The organism is Aggregatibacter actinomycetemcomitans (assembly GCF_003130205.1).
GTDB classification, from domain to species: Bacteria; Pseudomonadota; Gammaproteobacteria; order Enterobacterales; family Pasteurellaceae; genus Aggregatibacter; species Aggregatibacter actinomycetemcomitans_A.
The window spans coordinates 354583-366258 of sequence record NZ_NRDF01000001.1 but is presented as its reverse complement, the minus strand read 5'-3'; the positions used below and the strand labels follow the sequence as shown (position 1 = coordinate 366258).

At 45.7% G+C, this 11676-nt stretch carries 13 protein-coding genes; 5 read left to right on the top strand and 8 right to left on the bottom strand.

Annotation, left to right across the window (positions count from 1 at the left end; genetic code table 11):
• Positions 1-216: 216 nt before the first annotated feature.
• The 3 genes from trpA to DK423_RS01685 are packed head-to-tail and all read right to left on the bottom strand — an operon-like array spanning position 217 to position 2894.
• The gene (gene trpA / locus DK423_RS01695) at positions 217-1023 is read right to left on the bottom strand and encodes a tryptophan synthase subunit alpha (RefSeq protein ID WP_005557022.1); all 807 of its coding nucleotides are present in this window, start codon (positions 1021-1023) and stop codon (positions 217-219) included.
• The gene (trpB, locus tag DK423_RS01690) at positions 1020-2219 is read right to left on the bottom strand and encodes a tryptophan synthase subunit beta (RefSeq protein ID WP_005557020.1); all 1200 of its coding nucleotides are present in this window, start codon (positions 2217-2219) and stop codon (positions 1020-1022) included. Before trpB ends, trpA begins: the two co-directional genes overlap by 4 nt.
• A 9-nt stretch (positions 2220-2228) precedes the next feature.
• Complete coding sequence (locus DK423_RS01685) at positions 2229-2894, bottom strand: SDR family NAD(P)-dependent oxidoreductase (protein ID WP_109043855.1); 666 nt, start codon at positions 2892-2894, stop codon at positions 2229-2231.
• Positions 2895-3302: 408 nt separating this feature from the next.
• Here DK423_RS01685 and DK423_RS11565 point away from each other — a divergent pair, with 408 nt between their 5' ends.
• Genes DK423_RS11565 through DK423_RS11560 form a run of 3 tightly spaced genes read left to right on the top strand, consistent with a single transcriptional unit; the run spans position 3303 to position 5969 of the window.
• On the top strand, positions 3303-3887 hold the full coding sequence (locus DK423_RS11565) for a TonB-dependent receptor plug domain-containing protein (RefSeq protein ID WP_316245594.1): 585 nt from the start codon (positions 3303-3305) through the stop codon (positions 3885-3887).
• Positions 3860-5671 (top strand): lactoferrin/transferrin family TonB-dependent receptor, encoded by a 1812-nt coding sequence (locus DK423_RS01675; protein ID WP_324602924.1) that lies wholly within the window; start codon positions 3860-3862, stop codon positions 5669-5671. The genes DK423_RS11565 and DK423_RS01675 overlap by 28 nt, the downstream gene beginning before the upstream one ends.
• Complete coding sequence (locus tag DK423_RS11560; RefSeq protein WP_325048007.1) at positions 5643-5969, top strand: hypothetical protein; 327 nt, start codon at positions 5643-5645, stop codon at positions 5967-5969. The genes DK423_RS01675 and DK423_RS11560 overlap by 29 nt, the downstream gene beginning before the upstream one ends.
• A 393-nt stretch (positions 5970-6362) precedes the next feature.
• Here DK423_RS11560 and DK423_RS01670 read toward each other — a convergent pair whose 3' ends face one another.
• The 3 genes from DK423_RS01670 to DK423_RS01660 are packed head-to-tail and all read right to left on the bottom strand — an operon-like array spanning position 6363 to position 9755.
• Positions 6363-7667 carry a sodium ion-translocating decarboxylase subunit beta gene (locus tag DK423_RS01670; RefSeq protein WP_109043850.1) on the bottom strand — a complete coding sequence of 435 codons (1305 nt, stop codon included), beginning with the start codon at positions 7665-7667 and terminating at the stop codon, positions 6363-6365.
• A 10-nt stretch (positions 7668-7677) separates the two neighbouring features.
• Positions 7678-9474 (bottom strand): sodium-extruding oxaloacetate decarboxylase subunit alpha, encoded by a 1797-nt coding sequence (gene oadA / locus DK423_RS01665; RefSeq protein WP_061886969.1) that lies wholly within the window; start codon positions 9472-9474, stop codon positions 7678-7680.
• A 14-nt stretch (positions 9475-9488) separates the two neighbouring features.
• Entirely contained in the window at positions 9489-9755 is a 267-nt protein-coding gene (locus DK423_RS01660; protein WP_061885833.1) for an oxaloacetate decarboxylase subunit gamma, read from the bottom strand.
• 360 nt (positions 9756-10115) lie between these two features.
• On the opposite strand from DK423_RS01660, the gene DK423_RS01655 reads away from it, so the two are divergent.
• Both DK423_RS01655 and DK423_RS01650 read left to right on the top strand, forming a co-directional pair.
• Complete coding sequence (locus DK423_RS01655) at positions 10116-10307, top strand: hypothetical protein (RefSeq protein WP_005553960.1); 192 nt, start codon at positions 10116-10118, stop codon at positions 10305-10307.
• On the top strand, positions 10282-10659 hold the full coding sequence (locus tag DK423_RS01650; RefSeq protein WP_005544784.1) for a hypothetical protein: 378 nt from the start codon (positions 10282-10284) through the stop codon (positions 10657-10659). The genes DK423_RS01655 and DK423_RS01650 overlap by 26 nt, the downstream gene beginning before the upstream one ends.
• Positions 10660-10779: 120 nt before the next feature.
• Here DK423_RS01650 and hybG read toward each other — a convergent pair whose 3' ends face one another.
• Both hybG and hybE read right to left on the bottom strand, forming a co-directional pair.
• Complete coding sequence (gene hybG, locus DK423_RS01645) at positions 10780-11055, bottom strand: hydrogenase maturation factor HybG (RefSeq protein WP_005557001.1); 276 nt, start codon at positions 11053-11055, stop codon at positions 10780-10782.
• A gap of 29 nt (positions 11056-11084) precedes the next feature.
• On the bottom strand, positions 11085-11594 hold the full coding sequence (hybE, locus tag DK423_RS01640) for a hydrogenase-2 assembly chaperone (protein ID WP_005556998.1): 510 nt from the start codon (positions 11592-11594) through the stop codon (positions 11085-11087).
• Between the last annotated feature and the right edge of the window lie 82 nt (positions 11595-11676).

The following is an 11676-nucleotide window of genomic DNA, read 5'->3' as shown; positions in this document are numbered from 1 at the left end:
GAAAATCGGGATTTTTATTCTTTTTGAATAGTGGTGAAAAATAAAAATAAACACAACATCTAGTGATTATTGAATTTATTAACCCTAAATAGCGAAAATGATAGAAAAGAGAGTAGACCAGTGACAGGGTTTGTGAAAAGACAAAAAATTCAGAAAAACGGAAAGGATTTTAACCGCACTTTCGTGACATTTTCAAAAGTGCGGTCCGTTTTAGCGTTATTTTGTTGCCGCTTTCATGCTGTGTACAAATTCGCCGAGTTCGGTTAAACATTGGTCGTGATTATCTAAATTGCGCGCAATAATTTTCACCGTCGCGGAGCCGGAAATTGCGCCCGCCGCGCCAAGTTGGAGCGCTGATTTTACCTGCGTCGGTTGGGCGATGCCGAAGCCTTGTAGAATTGGCGCGGCATGGTGGGCTTTAAGTTGTTCTACCAAGCTGTCCAGATTCGCCGCATGACTTTGGTTTTCCGCACCGGTCACGCCTGCGCGGGAAACTAAATAAGTATAGCCCTCGCTGTTTTGCGCCACACCTTGAATGGCTTTCTCGTCTGCATTCGGCGGGCAAATAAAGACGGGTTGAATGCCGTGTTTTTTGGCGGCGGCAACATAATCGTCTCTCGCCAACAACGGAATATCGGCAACCAAGACGGCATCCACGCCCACGTCGGAGCAACGTTGATAGAAATTATCCAAGCCTGTGGCAAAAATTAAATTGGCGCAAAGCAGCAAACCAATCGGAATCTCCGGATATTTTAACCGCACTTTTTCCAGCAATTTAAAGCTGTCTTCCGTGCTGTGACCGGCGTTTAACGCGCGCTTGTTGGCGGCTTGAATCACCGGTCCGTCCAATAACGGATCGGAGAACGGAAAACCCAGTTCCAACGCGTCCGCCCCGTTATCTACCAGGGTGCAAATGATGTCAAAAGAACGCTCGAAAGTTGGGTCACATAAGGTCACAAAAGGAACGAATGCGCCTTCATTTCGCGTATGTAATTGGGCAAATGTGGTTTCAAAACGGCTCATGATTGCATTCCTTTTTCAGCTAAAATTTTATCTATGGTGAAAATATCTTTATCGCCACGACCGGACAAATTCACCACCAGAATTTGCGCTTTATTCGGTTCCTGACGGATCATTTTCAGGGCTTGGGCAAGGGCGTGGGAACTTTCCAGCGCGGGAATAATGCCCTCGTGTTTTGCCAATGCCTGAAACGCGTCAAGGGCTTCATCATCGGTAATACTTGGGTATTTCGCGCGACCGATACTTTGTAAATAAGCGTGTTGCGGCCCTACGGAAGGGAAGTCCAAGCCCGCCGAAATGGAATAGGACTCTTCCACTTGACCGTCTTCCGTTTGCATCAGCGGTGATTTCATACCGAAATAAATCCCTACGTTGGCATGCCCCAACGGCGCGCCGTGTTCGCCGGTTTCAATGCCTTTGCCGGCAGGCTCCACGCCGATTAAGTGCACCTCTTTTTCTTCAATAAAATCGGCAAACATCCCGATCGCATTTGAGCCACCACCGACTGCTGCAATCACCGCGTCCGGTAAACGGCTTTCTTTTTCCAGAATCTGGCGCTTGGTTTCTTCCCCAATCATTTTTTGAAATTCGCGCACGATGGTCGGGAACGGATGCGGACCTGCCGCCGTACCCAGCAGATAATGGGTGGTTTCATAATTTGCCGACCAGTCGCGCATGGCTTCGCAGCAAGCGTCTTTCAGTGAACAGGAGCCTTTTTGCACCGGCACCACTTCCGCGCCCATTAAACGCATACGAAACACATTTGGCGATTGGCGTTCCACGTCTTTCGCGCCCATATAAACACGGCACGGCATATCCAACATGGCGCAGGCAAGCGCCGTTGCGACACCGTGCTGTCCCGCGCCGGTTTCGGCGATAATACGGGTTTTGCCCATACGTTTGGCGAGTAAAATCTGACCTAATACCTGATTGGTTTTATGTGCACCGCCGTGTAATAAATCTTCCCGTTTTAAGTAGATTTTGGCGTTGGTACCTTTGGTGAGATTACGACAAAGGGTCAGCGCGGTGGGTCTGCCCGCATAATTTTTCAATAAATCCTGAAATTCGCGCTGAAATGCCGGATCCGCCTTGGCTTCTACAAAGGCTTTTTCCAACTGTTGCAACACCGGCACCAGAACTTCCGGCACATACATTCCGCCGAATTCCCCGAAATACGGGTTTAAAATCGTTTCTGCCATATTGCTTCCTTAATCTAAATTTAAATTCCTTGCCACATTAAGCGGGGCGAAGGTTTGTGCTGTTGGCATTACTTCAATGCGGTTAATATTAACGTGTTCCGGCTGTTGATTGAGCCATAACACGATATTGGCAATATCTTGTGGCGTAACGTATTGTACATTTTCGTAAAGTTTTTCCGCGCGGGCGTTATCGCCTTTAAAACGGATGTTGGAGAATTCCGTGCCGCCGTAAACGTTGCCGCCGGGGTAAGGATAGGTACCGGCGATAGAACCGAAATTGATAATGTGCCCTTGATTACGCGCCACCATTTGCGGCAACACTAAGCGGGTCATGGTGACTAAACCTTTCACATTGGTATCAATCATTTGGTCCCAATCGTCGAGATTCACCTTGTCGGCGGATTCCAAGCCCAACGCCAGCCCCGCATTATTAACTAACAAATCAATTGCCTGCCATTGCGGCGGTAGGGTTTTCAACGCGTTTTCAGCAGCGTGACGGTCGGAAATATCAAAGGTGAGAGGGAAGAAATGTTTGCCGTATTCTTGTTGAAGCTGTGTTAAACGTTTGCTTCTTCTGCCGGTGCCGATCACTGGATAACCGGCATTTAATAAGGTTCGGCAAATGGCGTTGCCAAATCCGGCGGTGGCGCCGGTCACCAATGCAATTCTTGTCATCATTATCTCTCCTTATTTTGTGGAATTTGTGCGTGATGAAAATTCATGTGGAAAAATCACCGCACTTTTGCGTGAATGTGTAACATACTACTCCACTAGTACAAAAAAATATAGAACTTTTATCAAGAAATTTGAAGGCGGGGAAGGAAAAGTGCGGTGAAGCATAACGTTACTTGATAAGTATCTTTAATGATACATAATGATAACTATTATCATTCGGTGTTATTGATAATAGCTTTCGCTGATTAATACTTATAGATTAAAAATGCGCTGAGTTTCTTCGTTGTTGGTATCACATCAACAACACAAATACTGCTTAAGATGTTGAGTGTGAAAATCGTTGTTGATGTCGTTTTTTAATAAACGGCACAGCGCCGTTTTTATTGCTCATTACTAAAGGGAAAATTAATGAAAAAGCAACCAAAATTTTGTGTTAACCTCATAACCTACCTTTTCGTTTCTTGTTATAGCTACATCGGCTATGCCGCTACAGCCGATACAAAAAAAGAAGAACTTGAAACCATCGATGTCATTACAGAAAAAATCAAAGACCGGAAAGACAATGAAGTGACCGGATTAGGAAAAGTTGTAAAAACAACTGAAACGATAAATCGTGAGCAAGTTTTAAATATTCGGGATTTAACCCGTTATGACCCGGGAATTTCCGTGGTCGAGCAGGGACGGAGCGCCTCTTCCGGTTATTCCATTCGTGGAATGGATCGCAATAGAATTTCATTAAGTGTGGATGGTCTGCCGCAAAGTCAGTCTTATGTGGTTCAAGGTCCGTCGGCGAAAGGTAACGGTTATGCCGGTACAGGTGCAATTAACGAAGTTGAATATGAAAACGTAAAATCCATTGAAATCAGTAAAGGTGCCAGTTCTTCAGAATATGGTAATGGTGCATTGGCCGGTGCAGTGGCGTTTCGTACTAAAACAGCGGATGATATTATCCAACCCGGTAAAAACTGGGGGTTACAGACCAAATTGCAATAGCGGGAAAAAATGATGGGTTTGAGGGGCTATTCATTTACACGGATCGCCGAGGCAAAGAAACACAAATTCATCGTGATGCACGCAGGGGAAAGCAGCGTTATTCCCGCCAGGTTGCGGTACCGGGTACGAGCGGTACATATAACTATTTTCTTTTGCAAGAGGATTGCCCGTCCGGTAATGTTGATTTATGCAAAGGTTACATAAAGCCACTGGCAAAAGTTATTCCTGAGCAAGAAGAGACGGCCAGTCAGGGAGAGTATACCGGTGAGAATCGCGTTGCACCGAACCCGCTGAAATCGCGTAGTCAATCTTGGTTTTTCCGCCCGGGGTATCACTTTTCCGAGCAACATTATCTCGGGGCGGTCATGGAATATACTAAACAGCGCTTTGATATTCGCGATATGACATTACCTGCATATATCCTGCCTTATTCCCGTGAAAAGCTTCACCTTGGAGATTCCCAAGGAATCTATCAGGGGCAAAATTATGGGCAGTTCCAACGTACGAGATATAACCAGCTGGGTCTTGGTTATGGGCGGGGGAGGTTCTATGATGAACACTACAGAAAAAAACGCATAGGTATTGAGTATATTTATAAAAATGCGCAAAAAAGTTGGATTGATCAGCTGCGTTTAAGTTTTGATCAACAAAAGATTGAACTTGATAGCTTTATTCTGTTCACGCATTGCGCAAAATACCCGTCAGTCAGTAAGTCTTGTCGTGCAGATTTATCCAAGCCGTTTTCATATCACCAAACAGAGCGCAATATTTACACCGAAGAACACAATGTACTTCGATTGGATGCGGATAAAAAACTTGATACCAAATGGGGCGAGCACCAGGTTTCGGCTAATCTGGGTTTAGATTATTTTACTTCTAAACTACAGCACGGTGATTTTGTGGAACAGCGAGTGGATCAGAAACAAGAACATTTAAAAGGGAAGGGAACGAAAGAGTCGCCGCACTTTTATAAAATCCATCCTCCGGTTTTGAAAACTACAGACTTTTGTGATTACAAAGGTACTTTATATAACGAACAATCTTGTGTTACACGCAAAATTAAAGGTAAGAATTACTATGTTGCCATACGTGACAACATGTCGCTGGGTAAATATGTTGATTTAGGTATAGGAGGACGGTATGACATTTATCGTGCCCATAGCGACGATCCATTAATCAGCCGGGCTGATTATCGTAATTTCTCATGGAATGCAGGCGTCGTATTAAAACCAACCGAATGGCTGGATTTTTCTTACCGTATTTCAACCGGCTTCCGTGTGCCGAGTTTCGACGAACTATATGGTCGGAGAGCGGGACACAGAAAGGTTTATGTGGCCAAATTTGAACCTGAAAAATCCCTTAACCAAGAATTCGGTATTGTCTTAAAAGGCGATTTGGGTAGCTTTGAAATAAGTCATTTTCGTAATTCCTACAAAGGGTTGATAGCATTTGGCGAAAGTGTGCGAAAAGGTGGAAGATTAGGACTAATCGGTAGAGGTGATTATGGTTTCCGCAATGCACAAGATGCAAAATTAGTAGGTATTAATATTCTTGCACAATTGGAATGGCACAGTGTATGGAAAGCTCTGCCTTATGGCTTGTACTCTACTTTTGCCTACAATCGTATCAAAGTAAAAGATAATCGAGTCAGACCGAATTTGGTTACTGTTACTAACCATTTATTTGATGCCATTCAACCGGCACGTTATGTTATAGGTTTGGGCTATGATGCGCCGACCGGTAAATGGGGAATGAATGCTTATTTATACACACTCTCAGGCTAAGTCCGAAGATGAATTGACAGGTATTCGTAAGCATATTCAACAATCACGGAAAATTAAAGCGGCAAAAGTAACAACCTCATCTTGGCATACAGTAGATTTATCGGGTTATGTCACCCTGGCCGACTTTATGACGGCACGTTTTGGTGTATATAATTTGTTCAATTCCCGTTATTCAACATGGGAGTCCGTCCGACAAAGCGCTATAGGTGCAATAAACCAGCACACCAAGGTAGGTAACTATAACCGCTATGTTGCACCAGGGCGGAATTATGCAATAACAATAGAAATGAAGTTCTAAAAATTTTGTTTTGATTGTTGCACACGCGTAAGTGTGTTTTAGTACAAAAAAAGTGCGGTGGGTTTTCCGGGTGTTTTTAGGCATTGAAAACTCCACCGCACTTTTTAATTTTTTGTGATCGTGTATTTTTTAACCAATTCAATTCTCTAAAAGCAGCCCTTCAATTCGTTCAAATTCGCTTAACTTATTACTAATCAACATCAATCCGTTGCTTACGGCGTGAGCGCCAACCTTTGGTTTATAGTCGGATAAAGGAATGAAGTATACCGATGGGAAGTGAAAGTGCGGTGGGTTTTTTAAATAGATTTTCGCGCACGAAAAAAGACGCACGCTATGCAGCGTGCGCCATCATTTATTTGAAAAGTGCGGTTGGTTTTCGCAATGTTTTTAATGTTACAACATTGCGCCCACATATTTCAGCATCACCCCGGCGGCAATGGCGGAGCCGATAACACCGGCGACATTCGGACCCATCGCGTGCATGAGCAGGAAGTTTTGATTATCCGCTTCCAACCCCACTTTATTGGAGACACGCGCTGCCATTGGCACGGCGGACACCCCAGCGGAACCGATAAGTGGATTAATTTTGGTTTTGCTGAATTTGTTCATCATTTTCGCCATTAACACGCCGCTGCCCGTACCAATACAGAAGGCAACCACACCGAGAATTAAAATGCCCAAGGTTTGTGGTTGCAGGAATTTATCGGCAATGAGTTTGGACCCCACGGACAAGCCGAGCACGATGGTGACGATGTTAATTAACGCGTTTTGTGTGGTGTCGCTTAAACGTTCTACCACGCCGCTCACGCGCATCAGATTGCCGAAACAGAACATACCGAGCAATGGTGCCGCATCCGGCAATAATAAGCCGACAAGCAACAGCAAAATCACCGGGAACAGGATTTTTTCCCGATTACTCACATGGCGTAATTGCGTCATGCGAATTTTGCGTTCTTCTTCCGTGGTGAGGGCTTTCATGATCGGCGGTTGGATCAACGGCACTAACGCCATGTAAGAATACGCCGCAACAGCAATGGCGCCGAGCAATTCCGGGGCGAGTTTACCGGTGAGGTAAATTGCCGTCGGACCGTCCGCACCGCCGATAATACCGATGGAAGCGGCTTGCGGCAGTGTAAATTCAATAATGCCAAAATAATTTAACCCTAGCGCGCCAAGCACGGTGGCGAAAATACCGAATTGTGCCGCCGCACCGAGGAGCAGGGTTTTCGGATTTGCCAGTAACGGACCAAAATCCGTCATGGCGCCCACGCCCATGAAAATCACCAGCGGCGCAATGCCGTAGCCGATAGCGACTTTATAGAACAACGCCAGAATGCCTGCGCTGTAGCCCATATCCACCGAAAAGGTTTCCAGTTGATTAATCATGGACGTCGGTGCAGAGGCGATGGCTGTTTTGATGATCGCCGGATCAGGCGCAACGCCCAGCTGCGCGGCAATCACGGCGATTTGTTCCGCTGATCCCAGATGGAGCAGGTTTTCCAATGCGCTCATGGCAAGCCCGGCTTCCGGAATGTTTGACAGCAAACCGCCGAAACCGATAGGCAAGAGCAGCAGCGGTTCAAATTTACGTGAAATGGCAAGCCACAGCAGGAGCAGGCCAATACCAATCATCACCGCCTGCCCCCATTGCAGGTGAAATATTCCCATGCCTTGAATTAATGCAATAACGCTATCCATAGGGAACTCCTTACACGAGGGTCATTACGGTATCACCCACCGCCACGGCGTCGCCGGCTTTCACCACAATGCCACGCACCGTGCCGCCTTTCGCCGCTTTTACTTCGGTTTCCATTTTCATGGCTTCAAGAATGAATAACACATCGCCTGCGGCAACGGTTTGCCCTTCTGTTGCCACTACTTTCCAGATGTTACCCGCCATCGGCGCAGTAACCGGTGTGCCGTTGTTTGTTGGTTCCGGGGCAGGCGCTGCTTGCACAGCCGCTTGTGGCGTGGTGGTTGCCACATGAGAAATATCACCGCCTTCACTCACTTTCACCACAAAGGCTTTGCCTTCCAATTCCACGGTATAAACGGCCGGGCCTGATGTTGTCGCTGCGGCTTTAGAAACAGGTTTATTTTCGACCGCACTTTCCTTGCCTGTCGGCGCCGGTTCAAAGGCAGCAGGGTTATTGCGGTTTTCCAGAAATTTCCACGCGATTTGCGGGAAGAGGGCGACGATCAAGGCGTCATCTACGGCATTTTCAGACAATTTCACGCCTTTCGCTTTGGCTTGTTCGGCGACTTCTGCTTCAATTTTCGCCATTTCAGGGGCAATGTGATCGGCAGGGCGGTCGGTCATCGGCGCGGTGCCTTCCAATACGCGGGCTTGTAGCGCGCTATCTACCGGTGCCGGTGTTTTGCCGTATTCGCCTTTTAAGATACCGGCGGTTTCTTTGGCGATGGTTTTGTAACGTTCGCCAGTTAGCACATTAATTACGGATTGGGTGCCGACGATTTGTGATGTCGGGGTCACCAGCGGGATGTAGCCCAAATCTTTACGTACGCGCGGAATTTCTTCCAACACCAAATCCAATTTGTCGGAGGCGTTTTGTTGTTTTAATTGATTTTCCAGGTTGGTTAGCATACCACCCGGCACTTGCGCCACCAAAATTCGGCTATCCACGCCGCGCAGTTGCCCTTCAAATTTTGCATATTTTTTACGCACATTGCGGAAATACGCCGCTATTTTTTCCAGGCGTGGAATATCCAAGCCGGTGTCATATTCGGTACCTTGCAAGGTTGCCACCATGGATTCCGTGGCAGGGTGACCATAGGTAGCGGACATGGAGGAAATCGCCGTATCCACGCCGTCCACACCCGCTTCAATGGCTTTTAACAATGCCATTTCCGCCATGCCGGTGGTGGAATGGCAGTGTAAATGCAATTCCACATCAAAACGTTTTTTGATTTCGCGCACCAGTTCTGCCGCCGCCATCGGGTTCAAAATGCCCGACATATCTTTAATCACAAGGCTGTCGATCCCGATTTCAAGTAACTGTTCGGTGGTGTCGAGCCAAGTTTGCATGGTATGCACCGGGCTGGTGGTGTAACTTAACGTCCCTTGCGCATGACCGCCGAATTTGCGCACCGCTTGTAACGCCGCTTTCATATTACGCGGGTCATTGAGGGCATCGAACACACGGAACACATCCATGCCGTTCGCCACGCAACGTTCCATAAAGCGCTCTACCACGTCATCGGCATAGTGGCGATACCCCAGCAGATTTTGACCGCGCAACAACATTTGTAACGGGGTTTTCGGGCAGGCTTTTTTCAACTCACGCAAACGCACCCACGGATCTTCACCCAAAAAACGAATACAACTATCAAATGTCGCACCGCCCCAGGCTTCCAGCGACCAGTAACCGATGTCGTCCAATTCATGGGCAATGGGCAACATATCATCAAGACGCAAGCGGGTTGCAAAAAGCGATTGGTGGGCATCACGAAGCACCAGTTCGGTCATTTTAATTTTTTTAGTCATAGTAAAATCCTTATTTATTTGAACTGTTGGGTACGGCGATGGTGCGCGATAGCCGCTGCAATCACAGGGCGCAAACGCTCAAAATCGTCAATGGGAACCGCAGAAAGTGCGGTGGAATTCGGGGGAGTTTTTGGCAAGGGTTGAGGCTCGGGAAAATATTTGTTGATAAGTTTTGACATCAGTCCGATTGCCGAAATCAAAATGAGCAAAAAGACCAACACAAAACCCATCCCTGAAAACATCAGATTAATTCCTTCACCGAAAAGTTCTGCCGAAGTCATCAGTCGTTTCCTCATATTTTTGAAATGGGAGTTTCATTCTAGCGGATTCACGCCATCAAAACCGTGATTGAGATCATAATTTGCGCCGATGGCACGGCTAGGGTGTGGAAAGTGCGGTGTTTTTTGGCGGTGGATTTTGAAACCATAGCGCAAGTGTCTAGGCTTGTGCTGAAATATAGATTTGTGGAAATAAAAAGGCATAAATGAAAGATGTTTGCGTCAGCAGGGAGATCTGCTATGGGAATTTTCTAGTTGTATAAAAATATATTAATAAAAAACTGTTCCATAATTTTGACTGTACTTTTTGTTCAATGTAATATGATGTATCTCAATGGTATACTAAAGCCTTGGAGGTTATATATGATGGCTACATTGAAACGTTTAGTTGATTTAAGTATTGTCTCTCGTGTATTGCAAAATCCGACAGAGTATTCCGATATACATAATGGATTTGTTAAAGATCGGGCTAAATTACGTGGGGATTTTAATACCACAGTATCAAATTTAAATCGTAACACTAGAAAATATGGCAACGAAAAATACACAGGTTAAAGCAAAAAATTCTGTAGGTAATGAAATTAGCTTATCTCATAGCCAAACAGATAGTCCTATTCTTGATGTAAATTCTCTTGAACGCTTAAATACATTTCGACCTGATTTGGTTGATTTCGTTATTAAAGAAACCGGGGAAGAAGCTAAAAATCGTCGTAAACGTGAAGTTAAAATTGATTGGTTTACTTTTATTGAAAGAATGGGGGCATTACTTCTTGCCGCAGGTATAGCAACAGGTGGTATATTTGGTTCCATTTATGCTGCTGCAAATGGATATGAGAAGCTTTCTTGGATCATTGCGAGTACGTGTATTGGTTCATTGGCGATCGCTTTTCTAAAAAGAAATAGATAAAAATATGATACGTAATTTTTATTTCTGAAGTAATGGAAGATGTAAGTGTATAAATTTGTCTTCCATTTATTATTTGAAATTATAATTTTTTCGTAAAAACCAACCGCACTTTTCCTCAACCTACCCCTGATTCAACCCCAAAAAATCGCCCACTTCATGTTCCAACTGGCTCATGGCGATCAAGGCTTCTTGGGTTTGTTTGGCTTCTTCTTCGTCGATGATGCTCATGGCGAAGCCGACATGGACGAGGACCCATTTGCCGAGAAGCAGTTTGGGGTCGTCGTTGCAGATTAAGGAAATGTTGACGTCGCGTTGAACGCCACACACATCCACGGTGGCGAGTTGTAGCGCGCTGTCGCCGATTTTCACGATTTGTCCCGGCACACCTAAACACATAATTCATTCACTCCATTTGAAAATTGCGTTTATTTTATCATGGCGTTAAACAGGTTTCGGCGATCCGGATCAAATTTTGGCTGTTTTGTTGGCATCGATAAAATCATGCGCAGGCAATCCTGCGTGAGTTGTACCGCTTGAGCTTGGGTTAAATTCGGGTCGAGCGGATAGTGCAGGGAGCAGCTTAAATACTGCGGTACGTTTTCAATGCCGCTGACGGTGAACGTGAGGGCTTTGTAAGGCAGCTGCACGGTGATTTTGTCGCCTAACTCGCGCGGTTCCCAGATTTGTTGCGGACCGGGTAGAATGACTACGCTAATCATCCACGGCGTTAATACCGTGCCGACCCATTGTTCTTCAAATAACACAAATCTTGGGCAGAAGCATTCGATGCCGCGATGAAAGAAAGGTAAATCCTGCATTTCGGGCTGGATGGTTTGCATATCGGCAAGGAAAATATCCGTCGGGTTTTCTTCAAAGCCGGTAATCGGGGTAAAAAGTGCGGTGGTTTTTTGCGGTGTTTTTTCGTGTCGGTACATGGTTGTTTATCAATATTAATAAAATTAAAGAATAGCAGGCGAAACCTTAAAGAATGTCCCCCTCTTTTGTAAAGAGGGGTTA